General features: G+C 67.3%; 19 protein-coding genes and 1 pseudogene. 12 read left to right on the forward strand and 8 right to left on the reverse strand.

The genetic code is table 11. The annotated features are described in order from the left end of the window. Positions 1-32: 32 nt before the first annotated feature. Positions 33-836, reverse strand: coding sequence for a hypothetical protein (locus tag R0D99_RS13700; protein ID WP_317748719.1), 804 nt, complete (start codon positions 834-836; stop codon positions 33-35). Between the two features lie 143 nt (positions 837-979). Between R0D99_RS13700 and R0D99_RS13705 the strand changes: the two genes are divergently transcribed. Continuing rightward, positions 980-1,306 (forward strand): hypothetical protein, encoded by a 327-nt coding sequence (locus tag R0D99_RS13705; RefSeq protein ID WP_317748720.1) that lies wholly within the window; start codon positions 980-982, stop codon positions 1,304-1,306. A gap of 13 nt (positions 1,307-1,319) precedes the next feature. Here the strand turns inward: R0D99_RS13705 and fdhF are convergent, their stop codons facing one another. Together fdhF and R0D99_RS13715 are read right to left on the reverse strand one after the other, a co-directional pair. Beyond that, on the reverse strand, positions 1,320-4,379 hold the full coding sequence (fdhF, locus tag R0D99_RS13710) for a formate dehydrogenase subunit alpha (RefSeq protein WP_416366004.1): 3,060 nt from the start codon (positions 4,377-4,379) through the stop codon (positions 1,320-1,322). Positions 4,380-4,405: 26 nt separating this feature from the next. Beyond that, positions 4,406-6,215, reverse strand: a pseudogene (locus tag R0D99_RS13715) (NADH-ubiquinone oxidoreductase-F iron-sulfur binding region domain-containing protein). A gap of 87 nt (positions 6,216-6,302) precedes the next feature. On the opposite strand from R0D99_RS13715, the gene R0D99_RS13720 reads away from it, so the two are divergent. The 10 genes from R0D99_RS13720 (at position 6,303) to hemP (ending at position 15,062) form a co-directional block, all read left to right on the forward strand. Then, positions 6,303-7,220: a transporter substrate-binding domain-containing protein gene (locus R0D99_RS13720; RefSeq protein WP_317748722.1), complete on the forward strand. Its 918-nt coding sequence runs from the start codon at positions 6,303-6,305 to the stop codon at positions 7,218-7,220. 98 nt (positions 7,221-7,318) lie between these two features. Next, entirely contained in the window at positions 7,319-7,798 is a 480-nt protein-coding gene (gene bfr / locus R0D99_RS13725; RefSeq protein ID WP_317751113.1) for a bacterioferritin, read from the forward strand. 346 nt (positions 7,799-8,144) lie between these two features. Next, positions 8,145-10,451 (forward strand): TonB-dependent siderophore receptor, encoded by a 2,307-nt coding sequence (locus R0D99_RS13730; RefSeq protein WP_317748723.1) that lies wholly within the window; start codon positions 8,145-8,147, stop codon positions 10,449-10,451. A 7-nt stretch (positions 10,452-10,458) separates the two neighbouring features. After that, on the forward strand, positions 10,459-11,148 hold the full coding sequence (locus R0D99_RS13735) for a Fe2+-dependent dioxygenase (protein WP_317748724.1): 690 nt from the start codon (positions 10,459-10,461) through the stop codon (positions 11,146-11,148). A 163-nt stretch (positions 11,149-11,311) separates the two neighbouring features. After that, entirely contained in the window at positions 11,312-12,430 is a 1,119-nt protein-coding gene (locus tag R0D99_RS13740; RefSeq protein WP_317748725.1) for an alpha-hydroxy acid oxidase, read from the forward strand. Between the two features lie 67 nt (positions 12,431-12,497). After that, a complete protein-coding gene (locus tag R0D99_RS13745; protein WP_317748726.1) occupies positions 12,498-12,722 on the forward strand; it encodes a (2Fe-2S)-binding protein in 225 nt (74 codons plus the stop codon). Positions 12,723-12,876: 154 nt separating this feature from the next. Next, the gene (locus tag R0D99_RS13750) at positions 12,877-13,656 is read left to right on the forward strand and encodes an energy transducer TonB (RefSeq protein WP_317748727.1); all 780 of its coding nucleotides are present in this window, start codon (positions 12,877-12,879) and stop codon (positions 13,654-13,656) included. Positions 13,657-13,724: 68 nt separating this feature from the next. Then, positions 13,725-14,438: a MotA/TolQ/ExbB proton channel family protein gene (locus R0D99_RS13755; protein ID WP_317748728.1), complete on the forward strand. Its 714-nt coding sequence runs from the start codon at positions 13,725-13,727 to the stop codon at positions 14,436-14,438. 2 nt (positions 14,439-14,440) lie between these two features. After that, a complete protein-coding gene (locus R0D99_RS13760) occupies positions 14,441-14,857 on the forward strand; it encodes a biopolymer transporter ExbD (protein ID WP_317748729.1) in 417 nt (138 codons plus the stop codon). A gap of 7 nt (positions 14,858-14,864) precedes the next feature. Further along, complete coding sequence (hemP, locus tag R0D99_RS13765; RefSeq protein ID WP_317748730.1) at positions 14,865-15,062, forward strand: hemin uptake protein HemP; 198 nt, start codon at positions 14,865-14,867, stop codon at positions 15,060-15,062. 252 nt (positions 15,063-15,314) lie between these two features. On the opposite strand, the gene boxA is transcribed toward hemP, so the two are convergent. The 5 genes from boxA to R0D99_RS13790 form a co-directional block, all read right to left on the reverse strand. After that, positions 15,315-16,634 carry a benzoyl-CoA 2,3-epoxidase subunit BoxA gene (boxA, locus tag R0D99_RS13770; protein ID WP_317748731.1) on the reverse strand — a complete coding sequence of 440 codons (1,320 nt, stop codon included), beginning with the start codon at positions 16,632-16,634 and terminating at the stop codon, positions 15,315-15,317. A gap of 21 nt (positions 16,635-16,655) precedes the next feature. Then, positions 16,656-17,006 (reverse strand): DUF3147 family protein, encoded by a 351-nt coding sequence (locus tag R0D99_RS13775; protein WP_317748732.1) that lies wholly within the window; start codon positions 17,004-17,006, stop codon positions 16,656-16,658. Positions 17,007-17,023: 17 nt separating this feature from the next. Beyond that, positions 17,024-18,451 (reverse strand): benzoyl-CoA 2,3-epoxidase subunit BoxB, encoded by a 1,428-nt coding sequence (boxB, locus tag R0D99_RS13780; protein ID WP_317748733.1) that lies wholly within the window; start codon positions 18,449-18,451, stop codon positions 17,024-17,026. 152 nt (positions 18,452-18,603) lie between these two features. Continuing rightward, the gene (gene boxC / locus R0D99_RS13785; RefSeq protein WP_317751115.1) at positions 18,604-20,193 is read right to left on the reverse strand and encodes a 2,3-epoxybenzoyl-CoA dihydrolase; all 1,590 of its coding nucleotides are present in this window, start codon (positions 20,191-20,193) and stop codon (positions 18,604-18,606) included. 146 nt (positions 20,194-20,339) lie between these two features. Beyond that, positions 20,340-21,266, reverse strand: coding sequence for a helix-turn-helix transcriptional regulator (locus tag R0D99_RS13790; RefSeq protein WP_317748734.1), 927 nt, complete (start codon positions 21,264-21,266; stop codon positions 20,340-20,342). Positions 21,267-21,525: 259 nt separating this feature from the next. Here R0D99_RS13790 and R0D99_RS13795 point away from each other — a divergent pair, with 259 nt between their 5' ends. Continuing rightward, positions 21,526-23,091 carry a benzoate-CoA ligase family protein gene (locus R0D99_RS13795; protein WP_317748735.1) on the forward strand — a complete coding sequence of 522 codons (1,566 nt, stop codon included), beginning with the start codon at positions 21,526-21,528 and terminating at the stop codon, positions 23,089-23,091. The last annotated feature ends 35 nt before the right edge of the window (positions 23,092-23,126 follow it).

The following is a 23,126-nucleotide window of genomic DNA, read 5'->3' on the forward strand; positions in this document are numbered from 1 at the left end:
CAGCATAAAACGCTCTGATTTCTGCCGCCGGATCAGTCCGCGCCCACCAGCGCGCCCTGCGCATCGTCGGGCGGCAGCAGCGGCGTGGCGCGCGCCAGCGCCATCCAGACATGGAAGGGCAGGCGCTCCACCGGCCGGCGCGGTGCCGGGCGCAGCACGGCCAAGCGGTCGCCTTCGCCGCACTGCATCACGCCGCATTCGGGCGGCACTTCGTCGGGCTGCGCAATGGGGCGGCCGCGCGCGTCACGCCCCAGCACATACCAGCACGCGCCGCCCATCTGCAGGTAGGCGGCGCGCTTGTCGGGGCGCTTCAGGTCGCCCAGCAGGTCGGCGCGGCTGACCTTGACCTCGTGCACCACCGGTTCCAGATAGGCCTCGACGCTGGTGTGGCGCAGCGAGAACACGTCGGGGCAGGCCACGAGCCAACGCGCGCGCGGCGCCGCGCTCGGGCAGCCCGGCTCGTCTGCTACGCATTCAATAGCTGCCTGCGCCGGTTGCGCATGCGCTGGCGCGGCATTTTGATCCGCCACCGGCGGCAGCGGCACGCGCAGACCGAGCCCGCGCCACACGATGCGCCCGGCGCGCGACAGCTCGGCCGCCACGCGCTGCACCAGCGCCTCGTGCGCCGACAGCGCGGCGCGGTGGCCGTTCGCCGACGCGCTGATCGCGGCGACGCCCGCGTCGGTCACGCGCAGCCGCTCGCAGCCCACGTCGGCGCGCTCGCGCTCCAGCAGGCCGGCGGCCAGCAGCTCGGCCTCCAGCACGTCCTGAAACGGCCAGCCGGCCGACCGGAACATCTGGCGCAGGCGCTGGGTGTGGCGGCGGGTGATCTGCATGAGGGCGGAATTCTCGCGCAGCGCCGCGTGCGCCAGCCACCCGCTGCGATATCGCACGGGGTAAACCAAGGCGTTGGCTGACAGCGCGGCGAGGCGGGCATGGCCAAGATAGCCGCATCGTTTTCAGAGCCCAGGACTGACCCATGAAACACGCACGCTCGCCGATGCCGCTGGTCGCGGCCTTCGCCCTGGCGGCCATGACCGCGCCCGCGTGGGCCGCCTCGCCCGGCGCCTGGAAGCAGCACGACAAGGCCGTGCTGAAGGCCTGCACCGAGGCCAGCCAGTTGAAGGGGACGAAGGTGGTCGGCAGGCCAGCGCTGTTCAGCGGCGACGTCGGCCACACCGCGCTGCTGCTGCAGGGCCGCTACCCGCAAAAGCACATGAAAAACCGGCTGGGCCGCGAGCTGTGCCTGTTCGAGCGCCGAAGCGGCACCGCGCACGTCACCGAGGCCGACGCGTTCGGGCGCTGAGGCCCGTGCGCCCTCAAGCCGGCGCCACGCGCACCGCGCAGTACTTGAACTCCGGAATCTTGCCAAACGGGTCGAGCGCGGCGTTGGTCAGCAGGTTGGCGGCGGCCTCGCGGTAGGCGAACGGAATGAACACGCTGCCGGGCGGCGTGCCGTCGTCGCGGCGCACCGCCAGCGTCACTGCTCCGCGGCGCGATTGCACGCGCGCGTGCCCGCCCGGCGCCAGGCCCAGCCGCGCCAGATCGTCACCGTGCATCGACACCGTCGGCGCCGGCTCAAGGGCGTGCAGCACCGCGGTGCGGCGCGTCATGGAGCCGGTGTGCCAGTGCTCCAGCTGGCGACCGGTGATCAGCACCATGGGGTAGTCGGCATCGGGCCGTTCGTCGGGCGGGATGATGTCGGCCGGCACCAGTTGCACGCGGCCGCTGGGCGTCGGCACGTCGTCGATGAAGACGATGGGCTGGCCGGGGTCGTCTTCGCTCAGGCACGGGTAGGTGACGCTGCTTTCGCGCTGCAGGCGATCCCACGTGATGCCGGCGATGGCACCGTGCATGGCGCGGCGCATTTCGTCGTAGACCTGGTCGACGCCGTGGTAGCTTTCCGATGGAACCGGGCTCTGGCGCTGGTCTGACATGCGCGAGTAGCTATCGTTTTCATAGCTCCAGTTCAAACCCATGCGCTCGGCCATCTGCTGGATGATCCACAGGTCGGCCCTTGCCTCGCCCGGCGGCTGCAGCGCCTGCTGGCCCAACTGCACCATGCGGTCGGTGTTGCTGACGGTGCCGGTCTTTTCAGGCCAGGCGCTGGCGGGCAGGATCACGTCGGCCAGCCACGCGGTCTCGGTGAGGAAGATGTCCTGCACCACCAGGTGCTCCAAGCTTGCCAGCGCGTGCCGCGCGTGGTTCAGGTCGGGGTCGCTCATGGCCGGGTTCTCGCCCATGATGTACATGCCGCGCACCTTGTGCGGGTCGCTGTCGGGTGCGAGCGCCTTGTGCATGATTTCCACCACGGTGTAGCCGGGCTGGTCGTCGAGTGTCGTGTCCCAGAAGTCCTCGAACCACGCGTGCGCCGATGCATCGGCCACCCGCTGGTAGTTGGGGAACATCATGGGGATCAGGCCGGCATCGCTGGCGCCTTGCACGTTGTTCTGGCCGCGCAGCGGGTGCAGGCCGGTGCCAGGGCGGCCGATCTGGCCGGTGCAGGTGGCCAGCGCAATCAGGCAACGCACGTTGTCGGTGCCGTGCACGTGCTGGCTCACGCCCATGCCCCACAAAATGATCGACGACTTGGCGGTGGCGTAGGCACGCGCCACCTCGCGCAAGGTCTCGGCGGGAATGCCGCAGATCGGCGCCATCGCTTCGGGCGAGTAGCCCTGCACGTTTTCGACCAGCGCGGCGTAGTTGTCGGCGCGGTCGCGGATGAATGCCTGGTCGACCAGCCCTTCCGTGACGATCACGTGCAGCAGCGCGTTCAGCATCGCCACGTCGGCACCCGGCTTGAATTGCATCACGCGCCAGGCGTGGCGCGCGATGTCTGTGATGCGCGGGTCGGCCAGCACGATGCGCGCGCCGCGCTGGGCAGCGTTCTTCATCCACGTGGCCGCCACCGGGTGGTTGGCCGTGGGGTTGGAGCCGATGATGAGGATCAGCTCGGCAAATTCGACGTCCTTCACCGGGTTGCTGACCGCGCCCGAACCCACGCCCTCCAGCAGCGCCGCCACGCTGGACGCATGGCACAGGCGCGTGCAATGGTCCACGTTGTTGCTGCCAAAGCCGGTGCGCACCAGCTTCTGGAACAAATACGCCTCTTCGTTGCTGCCCTTGGCGCTGCCAAAGCCAGCGAGCGACTTGGGCCCGTGCTGCGTTTTCAGATCGACCAGCTTGCCGGCGGCCAGTTGCAGCGCTTCTTCCCACGTCGCTTCACGGAACACGTCGCGCCAGTTGCCACGGTCGTCACAATGCTCGGGGTCTTTTGCCACGCCCGCGCGGCGGATCAATGGCACCGTCAGCCGATCCGGGCTGGCGACGTAGTCAAAACCAAAGCGCCCTTTGACGCACAGCCGACCTTCGTTGGCCGGGCCGTGGCGGCCGCTGACGCTCACGATCTGCTCATCGCGCACGTTGTAGGTGATCTGGCAGCCCACGCCGCAGAACGGGCAGACGGAATCGACCTGCCGGTCCACCGCCTGGGCGCCGATGTGCGTCTTGGGCATGAGCGCGCCGGTGGGGCACGCCTGCACGCATTCGCCACACGCCACGCAGGTGCTGGCGCCCATGTCGTCGCCCAGATCGAACACGATGCGCGCGTGGCTGCCGCGGCCGGCGTAGCCAATCACGTCGTTCACCTGCGCCTCGCGGCAGGCGCGCACGCAACGCGTGCATTGGATGCAGGCGGAGAGATTCACCGCCATGGCGGGGTGGCTGAGATCGGCTTCGGGCTGCCGACGCTTCAGGTTTTGCAGCGCGGGCCGCACGTGGATGGCGCGCTGCGCGGCCCATTGGGTGAGTTCGCCGTGTTGGCCGACGCCACCCTCACCCCTGCCCTCTCCCGCCCGGCGGGAGAGGGAGTTTTCCAGGCTGACGGACGGGTACGGCGCAGGGGCGGCTGTTGCTCCCTCTCCCGCACGCGGGAGAGAGCTGGGGTGAGGGTCCTTCCTCCCCCGCTGGGGGAGGGCTGGGGTGGGGGCCAGCCCCGATTCCGGCGTGACCGTGGGTTGCCCCCATCCCTGCCTTCCCCCAGCGGGGGAAGGAGCCAGATCGTCGTTCCACTTGAAGCCCTCTGCCGGCATCTCCGCCATCAGCAGTTCCAGCACCATGTCCTGGCTCTTGCGCGCGCGCTCGCTCGTGGCCCTGACCTTCATGCCCGGCTGCACCGCGCGGCAGCAACTGGGTGCCAGCACGCGCTCGCCTTCGATCTCGACCACGCAGGCGCGGCAGTTGCCGTCGGCACGCAGGCCGTCGGTAAAGCACAGGCGCGGGATTTCAACGCCGTGGCGTTCAGCAGCTTGCAGAATGGTTTCGCCGGCCAGCGCTTCGACAGCGCGGCCATCCAGTTCAAACGCCAGCGTCTGCGGCATCAGCTCGGCGGCTTTGGCGGGTGCGTTCATGGCTGGCCTCCCACTTCGTCGGGAAAGTACTGCTGCACGCAGCGAATGGGGTTGGGCGCGGCCTGGCCCAGGCCGCAGATGCTGGCGTCGACCATCACGGTGTTCAGGTCATTCAGCGTGGCGTGGTCCCACTGCGGCGATTCCATCAGTTGCGCCGCCTTGGCGGTGCCCACGCGGCACGGCGTGCACTGGCCGCAGCTCTCGTCGGCGAAGAAGCGCATCATGTTCAGCGCCGCGTCGCGCGCTTTGTCTTGGTGGCCGAGCACCATGACGGCCGCGCTGCCGATGAAGCCACCGTGCGGCTGCAGCGTGTCGAAGTCCAGCGGCACATCGGCCAGGCGCGCCGGAAAAATGCCACCACTCGCGCCGCCGGGCAGGTAGGCATACAGCTCATGGCCGTCGGCCATGCCGCCGCAATACTCATCCACCAATTCGCGTAGCGTGATGCCGGCCGGCGCCAGCTTGACGCCGGGGTTCTTCACGCGACCGCTGACGCTGAAACTGCGCAGGCCCTTGCGCCCATGCCGCCCGTGCGCGGCAAACCATTCCGGCCCGCGCTCCAGGATCTCGCGCACCCAGTACAGCGTCTCGAAGTTGTGCTCCAGCGTCGGCCGGCCGAACAAGCCCTTCTCGGCAATGTAGGGCGGCCGCAGGCGCGGCTCGCCGCGCTTGCCTTCGATCGACTCGATCATGGCCGACTCTTCGCCGCAGATGTACGCGCCGGCACCGCGTCGCAGCTCTATTTTTGGGAGCTGCTCGCGCAAGTCCGGCGAGGCCTGCAGGTCAGCAATGGCTTGGGTCAGCAGCGCGCGGCATTCGGGGTATTCGTCGCGCAGGTAAATGTAGACCGCCTCGCAACCCACCACGTGCGCGGCAATCAGCACCCCTTCCAGAAAGCGGTGCGGGTCACGCTCCAGGTAGTAGCGGTCCTTGAAGGTGCCCGGCTCGCCCTCGTCGATGTTCACGGCCATCAGTGCGCCCCCACGCTCCACCGCTTCGCGTGTTGCGCTGCCCCCCGAGGGGGGCCGACGCCTCGCTTGGGGCGGCCCTGCGCTCGGCGGCCTCGGCCGCAAACCCGCGCACGATGCGCCACTTGCGCCCGGCCGGAAAGCCCGCGCCGCCCAGGCCGCGCAGGCCGGCGTGTTCCAGCGCTTCGATCACGCTGTCGCCGCTGCGCTCTCCGCGCGCGACCGCCTGCGCCAGCGCGTAGCCGCCGCTGGCACGATAGGCCTTTATCGCTATTACTTCAGGAGCATTGTGCGCAGGCTGACCGTGCGCCAGCACCGCATTGGATGCTGCAACCAGCGCATCCGCCGTGGCGTGGCCCAGCGCGTGCGGGCCAACCAGTGCCGCCGGCGCCTGCTCGCAGCGGCCAATGCAGGGCGCGGCCACCACCTTGACGTCGGCGCCCAGCAGCGCGGGCAGCCGGCTCAGCAGCGCCTCGGCGCCCGCCAGCTGGCAGCTGAGCGACTGGCATACGCGGACCGTGAGAAGCGGCGCGGCCTGGTCGTCGCGCAGCACGTCGAAGTGGTGATAGAAGGTGGCGACCTCGTAGACCTCCGCCATCGACAGGCGCATGTCCGCCGCCAGCGCCACCAGGTGGCGCTCGAACAGTCCGTGGTAATGGTCATTCAGCCGGTGCAGGTGCTCGATCAGCAGGTCACGCCGGTGGCCGTCCGGCGGCGGCTCGCCGATCAGCGCCCGCACTTCGGCGCGGGCGGCATCGGTCGGCTGGCGACCCTTCAACTGGTGGCGCGGACGCCGGGGATGAACTTTGATGCTTGTCTCGCTCTGCATGACCTGCATTATTGTGTACTCGGCGTTACACCCCATACCCGGTGGACCATCCGACTGACATACTGGTTCCCACCATCACCACAGGAGACTCGTCGAATGATCCTCGCTTTCCATCCCCGTCGCGCCCTTCCCGTCGTCTGCGCCGTGCTGGCCCTGGCGGCTACGGCCCTGCCCGCCAGCGCGCAGACCGGCGGCACGCTGGACAAGATCCGCAGCAGCGGCAAGGCCGTCATCGGCGTGCGCGAAGCCTCGCCGCCCATGGCCTATGCGCTGGGCGCCAACAGCAACTACACCGGCTACCACGTCGAGCTGTGCGAGCGCATCATCCGCAAGCTGGCGCCGCAGGCCAAGCTCGAATACTTCGCCATGACGCCGCAGAACACCATGGTGCTGGTGCAGAACGGCACCGTGGACATTGGCTGCGGCCCGGCCACCAACAACCTGACGCGCCAGCAGCAGGTGAGCTTTGGCGTCACGACCTACCTGAGCCAGGTGCGCATGGCCGTGCGGGCCGATTCGGGCATCAGTGACTGGAAGCAGCTGGACGGCAAGAACGTCGCCGTGACCACCGGCACCACCGCCGTGCAGCTGCTGCGCAAGCTGGAACGCGACGCCGACATCAAGCTGAACCTGGTGCAGACGCGCGACAACCTGGAAAGCCTGCTGGCGGTCGAAAACGGCCGCGCCGCCGCCTTCGTGCTGGACGACAACCTGCTGGCTGGCGTGGTGGCCAACTCGCGCGACCCCAAGCTGTACAAGCTGGCCGGCACCTCGCTGCAGTCCGAGCCCATCGCCATCCTGTTCCGCAAGGACGACCCGGCCTTCAAGCAGGCGGTGGACGGCGAACTGAAGGCCATGATGGCCTCGGGCGACATGGCCAAGCACTACGACAAGTGGTTCATGCAGCCCATTCCGCCGCGCAACGTGGCGCTGAACCTGCCGCTGTCCGACGAGCTGAAGGCGCTGTTCGCCAAGCCCAACGACGAGCCGATCGAAAGCTACAACAAGCGCTGACGACCCGCGCGCACGCACGCCCGACCCACGGCGCGTGCGTGCGCGCTTGCCCTGGGGCGCGACGCCCCTGACACATCCATATGAGGACCCCCCCCGCGATGCAAGGTGATAAAAAGGCCATCGAATTCCTGCAGGCGCAGCTCAAGAACGAGCTGACCGCCATCAACCAGTACTACCTGCACTACCGCGTGCTCAAGCACTGGGGCTTCGACAAGCTGGCCAAAAAGGAATACGAGGAATCCATCGGCGAGATGAAGCACGCCGACCAGCTGATGGACCGCATCCTGATGCTGGACGGCCTGCCCAACCTGCAGGACCTGGGCAAGCTGATGGTGGGCGAGGACGTGCCCGAAATCCTGGCCTGCGACCTGAAGCTGGAACGCGCCGCTCAAGCCACCATCAAGGACGGCATCGCCCACTGCGAAAGCGTGCGCGACTATGTCTCACGCGATTTGCTTGAAAGCATCCTCGACGACACCGAGGAGCACATCGACTTTCTGGAAACGCAGATCGAGCTGATCGGCAAGGTGGGGCTGCAGAACTACCTGCAAAGCCAGATGGGGGACGTTGGCAGTTGAGGAGTGCACCGCTGGTGACGTGACGAAGGGGCCAACACAGGCCCCTTTTTTGTGGCGCAGAGCCAACCCAACAGCCGGACGCGAAGGGCGCCAAGGTTTCGCGAAGGACGCGAAAAATACCTTTTTGATTTCTTTCGCGTCCTTCGCGTTTTCTTCGCGCCCTTCGCGTCCGGATGCTGGGTTGCCTGCGTGCGGCCACCTCGATTAATGACAATCATTCTCATTTGCATATAGAATCCGCTCCCATCCCTTGCACGCCAGCGAACGGCGCGCCGCAAGCGTCCACCCCTTGCCCGCGCCCAGGTAGCCAGCCAAAGTGCTTTTCAATGCTTTGCTGGACTTCACCATGTTGGTCGACCGTGTTTTCAAGCCTGATGGGCCCGCTGCCGTTTCTGGACAAGCGCAGGCAGCTCCTGATTTCATAGCTTTCTCCGGGCCGGCGAGTCCACCACTGCTGCCGCTGGGCGCGCTGCTGCTGGCCGGATCGCTCGGCGCGCCGGCGCTGGCGCAGCAACCGCCGGACGAGGTCGCCGGCACGCTGGGCACCGTCACCGTGCGCGATGCGGGCACGGGCGACGGCTCGACGAACAGCAAGACGCAACTGCGCGCCAGCCGCACCGAGATCGGCAAGGGCAAGCAGGCGCTGCGCGACATCCCGCAAAGCGTGACGGTGATGACCGAGAAGCTGATGCAGGACCGCAACCTGGACGACTTCCGCGAAGTGCTGCGCACCACCGCCGGCGTCACCTTCCAGGCCGGCGAAACGGGCGAGGAAGACGTGCGCCTGCGCGGCTTTTCGCTGGGCACGGCGGGCGACATTTACCGCGACGGCCTGCGCGACGCGCCGCTGATCGAGCGCGACACCTTCAACGACGACCGCGTCGAGGTCATCAAGGGCTCGGCGTCGATGCTGTTCGGCAAGGGCTCCACCGGCGGCGTGGTCAATCAGGTCAGCAAGCAGCCCTTTCTGATGACGCAGCATGAAGCCGCCTTGACCCTAGGCAACGGCAACGAAAAACGCGTGCACGGCGACTTCAACTGGCAGACCGGGCAGGACGCCGCATTCCGCCTGAACGTGCTGGCGCACGACGCCGATAACTGGGGCGCGCACCAGCGCAAGCTGGGCATCGCACCCACGTTGCGCTGGGGCACCGGCACGCGCAACGAGTTCTCGGTCGGCCTCTACCACCTTGACGTGGACGGCCGCAGCAACTTCAACCACCCCTGGTTCATCCGCGACGGCCGCATCGTGCCGACGCTGCCGGCGCGCAACTTCTATGGGCTGGACAGCGACAAGCAGAACAGCGCGTCCACCTACCTCACGCTGGGCCACACGCACCGCTTTGACGACGGCGGCCAGCTCAAGACGCAGCTGCGCCACGGCCGCTACGAGCGCGACCTGTGGGCCAGCGCGCTGCGCTTTGGCACCACGCACGGCGCGGCCACCACGCTCGACAACTGGGGACCGGACACGGTCATTGTCCGCACGCCCAAGGGCCGTATCGGCCACAGTGCGCTGACGCAACTGCAGAGCGATTACAGCAACACGTTCCGCTGGGGCGGGCGCGAGCACAAGCTGATCGCTGGCGTCGACTTCTACTACGACGACGCGCGCCGCAACAACAACTTCGCCGGCGCGGCCAGCGGCCTGAACACCAGCGTCGGGACGCCCCACAACGGCGACTGGCGCGCCGACACGCGCGGCGATCCGGTCTACAACACTTTTAACGCACGCAACCTGGGGCTGTACGTGCAGGACGCCATGGCCGTCACCGACACGCTGAAGCTGGTGGCCGGCGTGCGGCTGGACCATTTCAAGGCCCGGTACGACACCGCGGTCAGCACGGCGGCCAACGGCGTGGTGACGCCGGGCTACCGCTTCGACAAGAGCGAATCGCTCTGGAGCCCGCGCCTGGGGCTGCTGTACCAGCCGAGCGCGACGCAGTCGTACTACGTATCCTATGGCACGTCGTACAACACCTCGGGCGATGCCTACCAGTTCACGCCCCCCAGCCCCAATAGCGCCCTGGCCAATACGCCAGCCGAAAAGAGCCGCAACCTGGAAATCGGCGGCAAGTGGGAGCTGTACGAGCAGCGCCTGTCGCTGGGCGCAGCGCTGTTCTATTCAGAAAAGTACAACGAGCGCAACCAGGACCCCGACAGCGCCGCCACGCAATACCTGCTGTCGGGCAAACGCCATGCGGCGGGCATGGAATTCAACGCCGCCGGCCGCATCACGCCGGCGTGGGAAGTGTTCTGGAACCACACCTGGATCCCCAGCGCGCGCATCGACCAGAGCAACCAGGTGCTGGCCGCGGGCGGCGGCGGCGCGCAGGTGCAGGGCGACCGCCCGGGCCTGACGCCGCGCCACAGCGGCAGCCTGTGGACCACGTACCGCGTCAACCCGAAGCTGCGTCTGGGCCTGGGCGCCAACTACCGCGGCAGCCAGAGCCCCGACGGCAACCGCGCCGTGAAGGCGTCCGGCTTCGTCACGGTCGACGTCATGGCCGAGTATGCGTTCACGGAGCTGACCACGCTCAAGTTCAACGTCAGCAACCTGACGGACAAGCTGTACGCCGACACGCTGTACCGCGGCTTCTACGGGCCGGGGCAGCCGCGGCGCGTGCAACTCACGCTGAAGCACATGTTTTGACCGCACCATGCTGCTGCACCTGAAAAACCTGCTCAACAAAAGCGAACTGGCGCAGGCGCGCGGGCTTCTGCTGGCCGCCGACGCGCCGTGGACCGACGGCCGCCGCAGCGCAGGCGCGCAGGCGGTGCAGGTCAAGCACAACCAGCAAATGGCGCAGGACAGCGCCAGCGCCGCCACGCTGCGCGCACTGGTGCTGGGCGCGCTCCAACGCGACGCGCTGCTGTTTTCAGCCGCGCTGCCGCGCAAGATCTTCAACCCGCTGTTCAACCGCTATGGCGGCGACGCCAACCATTACGGCGCGCATGTCGACGGCGCCGTGCTGCATTCGCGCGCCAGCGACGAGTGGGTGCGCACCGACCTGTCGTGCACGGTGTTCCTGAACGCGCCGGACGAATACGAGGGCGGCGAGTTGGTGATCCACGACACCTTCGGTCCGCAGCGCGTCAAGCTGCCGGCGGGCGATGCCGTGCTGTACCCCGGCACCAGCGTGCACGAGGTGCTGCCGGTGACGCGCGGCGTGCGCATCGCCAGCTTCCTGTGGATCGAGAGCATGGTGCGCTCTGAAGAACAGCGCCGCCTGCTGTTCGAGATGGACATGGCACTGCTGGCCTTGCGCCAGCGCGAGGGCGAAAGCGCCGAGGCGACGCGGCTGACGGGCGTCTATCACAACCTGTTGCGGATGTGGGCAAGGACTTGATTCCCCCTGTGGCGCTGCGCGCCTTCCCCCAAAGGGGGACAACGCTGGCGACCGGCGCAGGTCCGGCCGCGGCGTTCCCGCGCGGCCTGCTCCGCGGCGGTTGGTCATGGGTGACAGCGGCGCCCGTCCAGTCTGCTTGATCAGCTATCAAAATAAAAGCAATATGCCTGCATGGCTCACCTTGAACGATCTGGCTTTGACGGCCGAAGGCGCGCTCGACCCGGCCACGTGGGCCTATTTCAGTGGCGGCGCGGCGGACGAGATCACGCTGCGCGACAACGCTGCTGCGTGGCAGGCGCTGCGGCTGTGGCCGCGGGTGTTGCGGCCGCTGGCGGGCGGGCACACGCGCACGCAACTGGGCTGTCACGCGCTGCCGCACCCGATTCTGTTGGCGCCGGTGGCGCACCAGCAGCTGGCGCACCCGGATGGCGAATGGGCCAGCGCGCTGGCCGCTGCCGCCCAAGGCGCGGGCTTTGTGCTGGCCACCCAGTCGAACGTGCCGATGGAGCGCATCGCCGAAAGCGTGCTGGCCGACCCGGGGCGCGGGCCGCTGTGGTTTCAGCTGTACTGGCAGGCGGATCGCGGCTTCAACCGGGCGTTAGTGCAACGCGCCGAAGCAGCGGGCTTCGAGGCCATCGTGCTCACCGTCGACGCGCCGGTGCAAGGGCTGCGCGACCGCGAGCTGCGCGCCGGCTTCGCGCTGCCGCCGGGGGTGCGGGCGGTGCATCTGCCGCACGCGCCGCACGCCCCCACCGCGCCCGACACCTACTGCGCCGGCCTGCCCGCGCACGCGCCCACGTGGAGCGACTTGGCCTGGCTTCAGGCGCAAACGCGGCTGCCGGTGTGGCTGAAAGGCGTCCTGCACCCGCTGGACGCGCGCCAGGCGCAGGCGCTGCAGGTGGCGGGCCTGATCGTCAGCAACCACGGCGGGCGCGCGCTGGACACGGCCCCGCCCACGGCGCAGGCCCTGCCGCTGGTGCGCGACGCCGTGGGCCGCGAGATGCCGCTGATCGTCGACGGTGGCATCCGGCGCGGCACCGATGTGCTGAAGGCCATCGCGCTGGGCGCGCAGGCGGTCATGATCGGCCGGCCGGTCGTGCATGCGCTGGCGGCGGGCGGCCCGTTGGCGGTGGCCCGCACGATCCGCCTGCTGCGCGACGAACTGGAAATGGCCATGGCATTGACCGGCTGCAGAACGCTGGGCGATGCGGGGCCGGCGCTGCTGGACCCCACGCTGTCAGCCGACAACGCAAAGAAGCCCTATCACCATGATTGGGATTGACAATGAGAATCAATCTCATTTAACATTCGCATCCTTCATCCGCTGTGCTGCAAAGGCCCCGCCCCCCATGATCGTCTGCGTCTGCCAACGCGTCTCTGACCGCGACATCGTCCGCCACGCCCGCGCCGGCATGGGCTTTGACGACATCCAGCTCGAACTGGGTGTGGCCACCTGCTGCGGACGCTGCGAAGGCTGCGCGCGCGAACTGGTGGCGCAGTGCGCGTCGAGCCACCCCGTGGCGGCGCTGCACAACGCCACCACCAGCGACGGGCCGCAAGGCGCCCGCGTCTGACCATGGACGCAGTGGCCGCCGCCTGGGCCTCGCTGGGCAGCCTCGCGCTGGTGCTGGGCGGGCTGCTGTGGGTCTTTAGCGGCACCGCCCCGCGCGAACCCGCACGCTGACGCTCACCTGCCTTGCCCCCAGCGCGCCGCGGCGCGCTCGTATCATGTCGGCGACTTCGCTTTTACTCCCCGCACCTGTGTCGAACCTGGGCCGCAACGCCGCCATCGTCGGCAGCGTCGTGCTGCTGCACGGCGTGGCCCTGTGGGCGCTGCAACGGGGGCTGGTGCGCCCGCCGCCTCCGGTGGTGGTGCCGGCGCAGATCATGGCCGAGCTGATCACGCCGCCCCCTGCTCCGGCGCCTGCCCCTGCTGCGCCACCGCCCAGCCCCGCGCCGCGGCCTGCGCCACCAACGCCCGGCGTGCCCGCGCCGCCGCCCAAGCCCCGCCTGGGGCCCCCGCCGCCTGCGCCTCGCGCGGCGGTACAGCCGTCGCCCGCACCCGTCGCGACCCCTCGCGCGACCACGCCGGCACTGGCGCCAGCGCCGGCCGCAGCCGAGCCTGCGGCCGCCCCCGCACCGGCCCCGGTCGCCGCGCCTGCAGCCCCGCCCGCCGCACCGCCCGCCCCCGCTGCACCGCCCGCGCCGCCGGCGCAGCCCGTGGTGGTGCGACCGTCCACGGAGGCGGCCTACCTGAACAACCCGCGCCCCGACTACCCGGCCATCAGCAAGCGCCTGGGCGAGAGCGGCCGCGTCATCGTGCGCGTGCTGATCGGCCCCGACGGCCGCGCGCAAGACGCCCGCGTGCAGCGGTCCAGTGGCTTCGACCGGCTCGACCAGGTGGCGCTGGAAACCGCCCGCGACCGCTGGCGCTACGTGCCCGGCACGCGCGACGGCGTGCCCGAGGCGATGTGGTTCAACGTGCCGATCAACTTCGTGCTGGATTGAGCGATAGCGCCTGAACCGCTGCGCCGCCGCCTGCCGTCCCCTGACAACCCTTTCGAAAGTCCCTCCTCATGAACCCCTCATTCGGCCTTTGGCACGTGTGGTCGCAAGGCGACTGGATCACGCGCGGCGTCTTCACGGCCCTGGTCCTGATGTCGCTGGCCTCGTGGATCGTCATCGCCATCAAGGCGCTGGACGTGGTGCGCGCCAAGCGCCAGGCCGCGCGCGTCGAAGGCTTCTGGCATTCGTCGGACATGGCCGAAGGCTTGGCCAAGCTCGGCGACGACGACGCCAACCCGTTCCGCCAGCTGGCCATCGAAGGCCGCGAGGCCGCCGCGCATCACCGCGCCACCAAGGCGCAACTGCACGACAGCCTGGACGCCAGCGACTGGATCTCGCGCGCGCTCCGCAACAGTATTGATAGCACCACAGGCGAGCTGCAGGCGGGCCTGGCGATTCTGGCCTCGGTCGGCTCCACCGCGCCCTTCGTCGGGCTGTTCGGCACCGTGTGGGGCATTTATCACGCGCTGATGAAGATCGGCGCTGCGGGCCAGGCCAGCATCGACCAGGTGGCGGGGCCGATCGGCGAAGCGCTGATCATGACAGCGCTGGGCCTGGCGGTGGCGATTCCGGCGGTGTTGGGCTACAACGCGCTGGTGCGCGGCAACAAGCACATTCTGGCCATGCTGGGCCGCTTTGCGCACGACCTGCACGCCTACCACGTGACCGGCGCGCGCGTCACCACCGCCAGCGACGGCAACGTGGTGTCACTGAAACGGGGTTGAGCATGGCCGGATTCATCGCCGAAGAGCACGACGAGGTGATGAGCGAGATCAACATGGTCCCGTTCATCGACGTGATGCTGGTGCTGCTGATCATCTTCATCATCACCGTGCCGGTGATGAAGCACGCAGTCAACGTGGAATTGCCGCGCGCAGCCAACGAGAAGGAAGTCGTGCAGCCGCAGACGCTGCGCCTCACAGTGCAGGCCGACGGCAGCTACTGGGTGGGCGAAGAACGGATTGCCGACGCACAGTTGGGCGCGCGCCTGCAGGCCGAAGCCGCCAAGACGCCGCAGCCCGACCTGCATATCCGCGGCGACCGCGACGTGCGCTATGAGCGCGTGGCGCAAGCCATGGCGGCGGCGCAGCAGGCGGGGTTGAAGAAGATTGGCTTCGTCACCGAGCCGCCGCGCGCGAATTGATCAGGCCATGCGCACCGACGTCCGTACGCATCCCATGACGACCGCTTCGCCAGCCGCGGCGAACGGCACCCCGGCTGACGCAGTACCCGCTCCGGTGCCGAGCAACGAGCTGATGCGCGGCCGCCAGTTGCTGGAAATCAGCCATAACGGCGCGGTCTATCGCCTGCAGCAGACGCGGCAGGGCAAGCTGATACTGACCAAGTAGGTTCGCGTGAACCGCGCGACGCTTTGAACGCCAGAACAGCCAACAGCCATACGCAGACGCAGACGCAGACGACGCAAAGGATTCGCAGAGGAAGCAAAAAATCCTCTGCAGATGGCGGCCATCGGGCCTCGCAGCGCCCTGGCAAACAGGCGCTTACGCTCCTGATTCAATAGCTTGTTGCGCAATACCGGCCAGCGCAAGCGGCGTGGTTGACCGGTGAGCACCCCGCCGCAGTCCCGCGCGCCGCCTGGCTCAATAGGTTTCCAGGTGCAGCCGGCCTTCGCGCTTGAGGCGTGCGCCGATCTCGTCCCAGTTCTGGCCTGCGCCCTGCGCCACGTCGCGCAGCGCCAGCAACACGCCCTCTTCCATGCTCTTCAGGCCGCAGACATAGATGAAGGTGTTCGGGTCCTGCAGCAGCGGCGCGACGTCGGCGGCGCGTTCGCGCAGCAGGTCCTGCACGTATTTCTTGGGCTGGTTGGGCGTGCGGCTGAAGCCGAAGTGAATGTCGATGAAGTCCTTGGGCAGGCTTTGCAGCGGGCCGAAGTACGGCAGTTCTTCCTTGGTGCGGGCGCCAAAGAACAGCATCAGCTTGCCGCCCTCGAACTTGCCCGACTTGCGCAGGCGCCGACGCCATTCCGTCATGGCGCGCATGGGTGCCGAGCCGGTGCCGGTGCAGATCATGATGATGTTCGACCTGGGGTGGTTCGGCATCAGGAAGGTGCTGCCGAACGGGCCAATGACCTCTACCCTGTCGCCCACCTTCAGGTCGCACATGTAGTTGCTGGCCACGCCGCGCACCGGGTTGCCCTGGTGGTCTTCCAGCACGCGCTTGATCGTCAGGCTCACATTGTTGTAGCCCGGCCGCTCGCCGTTGCGCGGGCTGGCGATGGAATACTGGCGCGCGTGGTGCGGCTTGCCCTTGGCGTCGACACCGGGCGGAATGATGCCGATGGACTGCCCTTCCAGCACCGGGAAGGGCATGGCGCCAAAGTCCAGGATGATGTGGTGCGTGTCGTATTCGGTGCCCACTTCCGTCACGCGCACGCTGCCGGTCACGGTGGCGGTGATGGATTTTTCCGCCGCCCGCGCGCCGTACAGGTTGGTGTAGGCGTGCGCGGCTGACCACGGGGGCGTGGTGGCGTTCAGGCTCACGGGCGCGGCGCCGGTGCCGGGCTGCGTGGGGTCGAAAGCGGCCGACTGCGCACTGGCCTCGGCCTGCGCCAAGGTTTCATCCGCCCGTGCGCCATCGCCTGCCAGCGCGCTTTCATCGACGCCAGCGTCGGCCAGCTGCGCGGCGGTCAGTTCCTCGGGCAGTTCGTACCAGCTGAACTGCTCTTCCAGCGTGTACGGCTTGGCGCGCGCCACCATGCGCCAGCTGTCGATGGCGCCGGTGGGGCACACCGGCAGGCACGACATCTGCATGTCGCAGATGGCGGCATCGACCACGTAGTTGTTCGAATCGTGCGAAATGGCCTTGACCGGGCAGGCCGCCTCGCACGCGCCGCAGCGAATGCAGATGGCGGCGTCGATCAGGTGCTGCTTGAGGATGGCGGGTTGCTCCAGGACGGTCATGACAAATCCCGTGAAGAGGTTTCAAAGAAGATCGATGCCATAGCGCTTCAACACCCAGGCAAACAGGCCGAACGTCGCCATGGTCATCGCCACGCTGGCGGCCAGCGCGCCGACAAAGCCCCAGCGTGGCAGCACGACGGGGAAGACCAGGAACATTGGCAGCGTGGGGATGACATACCAGAACGTATACCACGCGTGGTTGGCGATCTTCTGCTGCGGCTGGCCTTCGACGTACAGCCAGATCAGCGTCAGCACCGTCACCAGCGGCAGCGCAGCCACCAGGCCGCCCAGCTTGTCGCTGCGCTTGGCCAGCTCGGTCACCAGCACCACCACAAAGGCCGTGATGAGGTATTTGGTGACCAGCCAGGCCATGCGCGGCGGCTATCCGATCAGTTGAAGCGGACGTATTCGAAATCCACCGGCTGACGGTTGATGCCCATCACCGGCGGCGCGATCCAGTTGGCGAACTTGCCGGGCTCGACCACGCGGCCCATCAGGCTGGCGACGTAGGCGCGGTCTTCGGCCGTGGGCAGCCACTCGCCCACCTTGGCCTTCCACTCCTGCTCGTTCACCACCTGGCCCTCGGGGCTGACCTTGACGCCGGCCAGCGCACCGATGTTGCGGTGGAAGGCCTTGTGCGGCACCTTCAGGCGGAACGGGATGCCGGCCTTGTCGATGATGCGGTTCCAGCGCTCAACGCCGCCAATGCTGTCCTTGATGTAGTCGTCGCGCAGCACTTCGTTCAGCGCGTTGAGCATCGGCACTTCCTTTTCGACCAGCTTGCCGTCGACCACGTTCAGCACGTGATAGACCTGCCCCTTCAGCTTGTGGTCGTCCTGGCGCTTGCCTTCTTCAAAGCGGCCCTTCAGGCCCGTGCTGTAGAAGGTGGCGGCGTTGCTCGATTCGTCGGCGCCGAACAGGTCGATGGTGACACTGAAGTGGAAGTTCAGGTAGCGCTGGATGGTCGGCAGATCGATCACGCCGGCCGCGCGCAGCTTGGCGGGGTCGTCGGTCTTGAGTTGGTTCATCATGTCCACGGTGCGCTGGATCACGCGGCCCACGCCCGATTCGCCGACGAACATGTGGTGCGCTTCTTCGGTCAACATGAACTTGGTGGTGCGGGCCAGCGGGTCGAAGCTCGACTCGGCCAGCGCGCACAGCTGGAATTTGCCGTCGCGGTCGGTGAAGTAGGTGAACATGAAGAAGCTCAGCCAATCCGGCGTCTTCTCGTTGAAGGCCTGCAGGATGCGCGGGTTGTCGGCGTTGCCGCTGCGGCGCTCCAGCAGCGCCTCGCCCTCTTCGCGGCCGTCGCGGCCAAAGTACTTGTGCAGCAGGTAGACCATGGCCCACAGGTGGCGGCCTTCTTCCACGTTGACCTGGAACAGGTTGCGCAGGTCGTACTGGCTCGGGCAGGTCAGGCCCAGGTGGCGCTGCTGCTCGACGCTGGCCGGCTCGGTGTCGCCTTGCGTGACGATGATGCGGCGCAGGTTGGCGCGGTGCTCGCCGGGCACGTCCTGCCAGGCGTCTTCGCCCAGGTGGTCGCCAAAGTGGATCTTGCGGTCTTGCTCGGCCGGGTTCAGGAAGATGCCCCAGCGGTAGTCGGGCATCTTGACGTGGCCGAACTGCGCCCAGCCCTGCGGATCGACGCTGATGGCGGTGCGCAGGTAGACGTCGAAGTTGTGGCTGCCGTCCGGGCCCATGTCCTGCCACCACTGCAGGTAGTTGGGCTGCCACTGCTCGAGCGCGCGCTGCAGCGTGCGGTCCTCGGACAGGTTGACGTTGTTGGGGATTTTTTCGCTGTAGTCGATGCTGGACATGGTGGTCTCCTTATTTAAACCGGAAGAAAAACCTTTGAACGCAAAAGGCGCGAAGGTGACGCAAAAGGCGCAGAAAAGTCACTCAAAAAAGCAATGGCTTCTTTGGCGACTTTTGCGAAATCTTTGCGACCCTTGCGTTCAAAAAATGACTGTCAAACGCGATTCATGTCGAACTGCGCCTTGTCGCCCTTGCCGTACACCTTCAGCGCGCCCTTGTCGCCCACGGCGTTGGGGCGCTGGAAGATCCAGTTCTGCCACGCCGTCAGGCGGCCGAAGATGCGGGTGAACATGTTTTCGTTCTGCGCGAAACGCAGGTTGGCTTCCAGGCCTGTCAGCGCATCGGGCGACATGGCGGCGCGCTCTTCCAGGGCCAGGCGCACTTCGTCGGACCAGTCGATATCGTCGGGGGCAGAGGTGATCAGACCCAGCTTTTCGGCTTCCTTGGGGCCCAGTGCCTTGCCGGCGGCGGCGCGCACGGCTTCCATGGGCGCGCTTTCTTCGTAGAAGCGGCGTGCCAGACGCGACTGGCCGTTGACCATGGGCAGCAGGCCAAAGTTGAAGGCGTCGAGCGTGATGCTGGCGGCGTTGTCGTCGTCCAGCATGTAGGCGCGGTCGGCGCAGAACACCAGTTCGGCCAGCGTGCCGGCAAAGCAAGAGCCCGGCTCGACCAGCGCGAACAGGCTGCGCGAGGACACGTCGAGGCGCGCAAAGGTGCGGCGCAGCATGCCGATGGTTTCGTTCACGAACCAATGGTCGCGGTGCGCTTCCATCGTCGAATCGGCGGCCAGCACGGCGGCGGCGTCGCCTTCGGTCTTGAGAATCCAGGTGCCGATGTCCAGTTCGTTGGTGCGCAGGTGCAGGATGGCGTCGTCCAGGTCGCGCGCCATGGCCAGCGGCCACCAGTTGACGCCGGCGGCTTCGATGCCGGCGATGTCTTTCGGCTGATCGCCCTGCGGCGCCTTGACCACGATCGTGGCGTTGCGCTTGCCACGGTTGATCTCGATGCTCACATTTTTATAGTTAATGGTGTCGCCGTCGATCTGGCGCTCGACCGGCGTCAGCGTCACGCCCTTGCCGCTGCCACGGTGGCTGCCGGCTGCCAGTTCGGTGGCGCGCTTGGCCACCGTGTCGTTGAACACCTGCGGCTTGGCAATCGCATCCACCAGCCGCCAATCGACAGCGCGCTGGCCGCGCACGCCTTCCACGCTGGTGCAGAAGATGTCGGCCAGGTCATGCCGCACGTGGCGCTTGTCGGTCACGCGCGTCAGGCCGCCGGTGCCGGGCAGCACGCCCAGCAGCGGCACTTCGGGCAGGCTGACGCTGCTGTTGCGGTCATCGACCAGGATGATCTCGTCGCAGGCCAGGGCCAGCTCGTAGCCGCCGCCGGCGCAGGCGCCGTTGACAGCGGCGATGAATTTCAGGCCGCTGTGCTTGGATGAATCCTCGATGCCGTTGCGCGTTTCGTTGGTGAACTTGCAGAAGTTCACCTTCCAGCCATGGCTGGACACGCCCAGCATGAAGATGTTGGCGCCGGAGCAGAACACCTTGTCCTTGGCGCTGGTGACGACCACCGTCTTGACCTCGGGGTGCTCGAAGCGGATGCGCTGCAGCGCGTCGTGCAGCTCAATGTCCACGCCCAGGTCGTAGCTGTTCAGCTTGAGCTTGTAGCCGGGGCGCAGGCCGGCGTTTTCGTCGATGTCGATGGCCAGTTGCGCGGTGTCGCCGTCAAAGCTGAGCTTGATGTGGCGGTACTGGCTGGGATCGGTGCGGTATTCAACTTGGGGGGGCGGTCATGGCGTCTCCTCGGGGGGTGGGTTGTCTCATCGGGTCGGGATGACATGAATAATAATGCACATCCTCCGAACCTGTCAATGCATTATTTTGCACGTTACGTTTTGACACCAATCACGCTGCGCACGTCCAGGCGCAGCGCCTGAAAGGCTGCGTCCTCGCCGCCGTAATCGCTGGTATTGAAGCGCAGGTCGGCCTTGGCGTAGAAGGCCGAGCGGCCGGCCAGGATGCGCTTGAGATCTTCCATGGCCTCAGGGCTGGCGGCCATGGGCCGCATGTCGCCCTGCGCCGCCACGCGGCCCATGTGGTCGGCCGGGTCGGCCTGCAGCCAGATGGTGTAGCAATGCTGCAGCAGCAGGTTGAAGTTGGCCGCATCGGCCACCAGGCCGCCCGGCGTGGCGATCACCACTTCGGGGTAGATCTGGATGGCTTCTTCCAGCGCGCGACGCTCGTAGCGGCGGTAGGCGTTGGTGCCGTACAGGTTGTGGATTTCGTTGATGCTACAGCCGGCGAACTGCTCGATTTCGCGGCTCAGCTCGATGAAGGCGTAGCCCAGGTCCTGAGCCAGCCGCTGCCCCAGCGACGACTTGCCCGCGCCGCGCAGGCCGATCAGCGCGATGCGCGTGGTGCGGGCGCGGTCGGCCGTGCCGGGGGCGTGGAACAACTCGCTCAGGTGTTGGCGCGCGCGGCGCAGATCGGCCTCGTTGCGATGCTCCAGCAACTCGCGGATCATCAGCCACTCGGGTGACGAGGTCGTCACATCGCCCAGCAGTTCGCTCAATTCGCAATGCAGCGCCTGCGCCACCTGCAACAGCACCAGGATGGAGGCGTTGCCGGTGCCGTATTCGAGGTTGGCCAGGTGCCGCTCCGATACATCCGCCACCTGCGCCACGGCCTTGCGCGTCATGCCGCGGCGCGCGCGCAGGTTGCGCACACGCTCGCCCAGCGCGACAAGGAAAGGGTGGCGCGGCGGCTCCGCCGGTGCGGGGTCTGCCAGCGGTCGTTCTTGAAGTTCAGTGCTCATGGTGAAACTGTCTTGACATGCACTTTAATGCATCTTACGATACACGCACAATAATTCATTTCACCACGCGGCCGGCAAAAGATCAATGCCGTGGACGAACGACTAGCCGTTCAACAGCCGGACGCGAAGGACGCAAAGGATTCGCGAAGGACGCGAAAGAATTCAAAAGATTTTTCTGTTTTTCTTTTGCGTTCTTCGCGTCACTTTCGCGTCCTTCGCGTCCGGTTGTTTTCACCGTCAACAAACCCGGAGACACGCCATGACCCCTGAAGTCGCCCCGCCGCCCGAGCGCTTCAACATCGCCGAACACCTGCTGGCGCAGAACGCCGGCCGCCCCGACAAACCCGCCTTCATCGACGAACAAGGCGCCGTCAGCTACGGCCAGCTGGCCGAGCGCACGCGCCGCCTGGCGTCGGCGCTCAAAAGCCTGTACCTGCGCCGCGAAGAGCGCGTGCTGGTGCTGATGCACGACAGCACCGACTGGCCCGTGGCCTTTCTGGGCAGCCTGTACGCCGGCCTGGTGCCGGTGGCCGTCAACACGCTGCTCACGGCCGACGACTACGCCTACATGCTGGAGCATTCGCGGGCGCAGGCCGTGCTGGTGTCGGGCGCGCTGCTGCCCACGCTGACGGCGGCGATGGTCAAGAGCGATCATGAAGTGCAAAAGGTGATCGTCTCGCGCCCGCTGGCGCCGCTGCATCCGTCCGAGGTGGAATTCGAGGCCTTCCTGGCCGCCCACGCCCCGGCCGACAAGCCCGCGTCCACGGGCGCCGATGACCCGGCCTTCTGGCTGTATTCCAGCGGCTCTACCGGCCGCCCCAAGGGCACGGTGCATTCGCACGCCAACCCCTACTGGACCTGCGAGCTGTACGCCAAGCGCGTGCTGGGCCTGACCGAAAGCGACGTGTGCTTTTCAGCCGCCAAGCTGTTCTTCGCCTATGGCCTGGGCAACGGCTTGACCTTCCCCATGAGCGTGGGTGCCACCACGCTGCTGATGGGCGAGCGGCCCACGCCCGAGGCCACCTTCAAGCGCTGGACCGGCCAGGTCGGCGGCTTGAAGCCCACCGTGTTCTACGGCGCGCCCACCGGCTTTGCCGGCATGCTGGCCCACCCGGCGCTGCCCGCGCGGGGCGACGTGGCCATGCGACTGGTGTCATCGGCGGGCGAGGCGCTTCCGGCCGAGTTGGGCGAGCGCTTCAAGGCGCATTTCGGCACCGACATCGTCGATGGCATCGGCTCCACCGAGATGCTGCACATCTTTCTGTCCAACCTGCCCGGCAAGGTGCGCTACGGCACCACCGGCTGGCCGGTGCCGGGCTACACCATCGAGTTGCGCGGCGACGACGGCGGCCCCGTGCCGGACGGCGAGCCGGGCGACCTTTACATCCAGGGCCCCAGCGCCGCCATGATGTACTGGGGCAACCGCACCAAGACACGCGAAACCTTCCAGGGCGGCTGGACCAAGTCCGGCGACAAGTACGTGCGCAACGAAGACGGCAGCTATACCTACGGCGGCCGCAGCGACGACATGCTGAAGGTCAGCGGCATCTATGTTTCGCCGTTTGAGGTCGAGGCCACGCTGGTGCAGCACCCGGCGGTGCTGGAGGCCGCCGTCATTGGCAAGGAAGACGCCGATGGCCTGACCAAGACCAAGGCGTTCGTGATCCTCAAGCCCGGCGCCGCCACCACCGAGGAAGACCTGAAGGCCTTCGTCAAGGACCGCCTGGCGCCCTACAAGTACCCCCGCTTCATCGAGTTCGTGGACGATCTGCCCAAGACGGCGACCGGCAAGATCCAGCGTTTCAAGCTGCGCGAATTGGGCTAGGAGTCTGCGCGGTAGAAGGCGTCGAAGCGAAACGC

The sequence above is a fragment of the Ottowia sp. SB7-C50 genome (genome assembly GCF_033110285.1).
In the GTDB taxonomy this organism is placed as follows: domain Bacteria; phylum Pseudomonadota; class Gammaproteobacteria; order Burkholderiales; family Burkholderiaceae_C; genus Ottowia.

Excerpts from the sequence above, each read along its gene's own strand:
- R0D99_RS13700 (WP_317748719.1), bottom strand. The coding sequence starts at position 836 with ATGCAGATCACCCGCCGCCACACCCAGCGCCTGCGCCAGATGTTCCGG.
- R0D99_RS13705 (WP_317748720.1), top strand. The coding sequence starts at position 980 with ATGAAACACGCACGCTCGCCGATGCCGCTGGTCGCGGCCTTCGCCCTG.
- fdhF (WP_416366004.1), bottom strand. The coding sequence starts at position 4,379 with ATGCCGCAGACGCTGGCGTTTGAACTGGATGGCCGCGCTGTCGAAGCG.
- R0D99_RS13720 (WP_317748722.1), top strand. The coding sequence starts at position 6,303 with ATGATCCTCGCTTTCCATCCCCGTCGCGCCCTTCCCGTCGTCTGCGCC.
- bfr (WP_317751113.1), top strand. The coding sequence starts at position 7,319 with ATGCAAGGTGATAAAAAGGCCATCGAATTCCTGCAGGCGCAGCTCAAG.
- R0D99_RS13730 (WP_317748723.1), top strand. The coding sequence starts at position 8,145 with ATGTTGGTCGACCGTGTTTTCAAGCCTGATGGGCCCGCTGCCGTTTCT.
- R0D99_RS13735 (WP_317748724.1), top strand. The coding sequence starts at position 10,459 with ATGCTGCTGCACCTGAAAAACCTGCTCAACAAAAGCGAACTGGCGCAG.
- R0D99_RS13740 (WP_317748725.1), top strand. The coding sequence starts at position 11,312 with ATGCCTGCATGGCTCACCTTGAACGATCTGGCTTTGACGGCCGAAGGC.
- R0D99_RS13745 (WP_317748726.1), top strand. The coding sequence starts at position 12,498 with ATGATCGTCTGCGTCTGCCAACGCGTCTCTGACCGCGACATCGTCCGC.
- R0D99_RS13750 (WP_317748727.1), top strand. The coding sequence starts at position 12,877 with ATGTCGGCGACTTCGCTTTTACTCCCCGCACCTGTGTCGAACCTGGGC.
- R0D99_RS13755 (WP_317748728.1), top strand. The coding sequence starts at position 13,725 with ATGAACCCCTCATTCGGCCTTTGGCACGTGTGGTCGCAAGGCGACTGG.
- R0D99_RS13760 (WP_317748729.1), top strand. The coding sequence starts at position 14,441 with ATGGCCGGATTCATCGCCGAAGAGCACGACGAGGTGATGAGCGAGATC.
- hemP (WP_317748730.1), top strand. The coding sequence starts at position 14,865 with ATGCGCACCGACGTCCGTACGCATCCCATGACGACCGCTTCGCCAGCC.
- boxA (WP_317748731.1), bottom strand. The coding sequence starts at position 16,634 with ATGACCGTCCTGGAGCAACCCGCCATCCTCAAGCAGCACCTGATCGAC.
- R0D99_RS13775 (WP_317748732.1), bottom strand. The coding sequence starts at position 17,006 with ATGGCCTGGCTGGTCACCAAATACCTCATCACGGCCTTTGTGGTGGTG.
- boxB (WP_317748733.1), bottom strand. The coding sequence starts at position 18,451 with ATGTCCAGCATCGACTACAGCGAAAAAATCCCCAACAACGTCAACCTG.
- R0D99_RS13790 (WP_317748734.1), bottom strand. The coding sequence starts at position 21,266 with ATGAGCACTGAACTTCAAGAACGACCGCTGGCAGACCCCGCACCGGCG.
- R0D99_RS13795 (WP_317748735.1), top strand. The coding sequence starts at position 21,526 with ATGACCCCTGAAGTCGCCCCGCCGCCCGAGCGCTTCAACATCGCCGAA.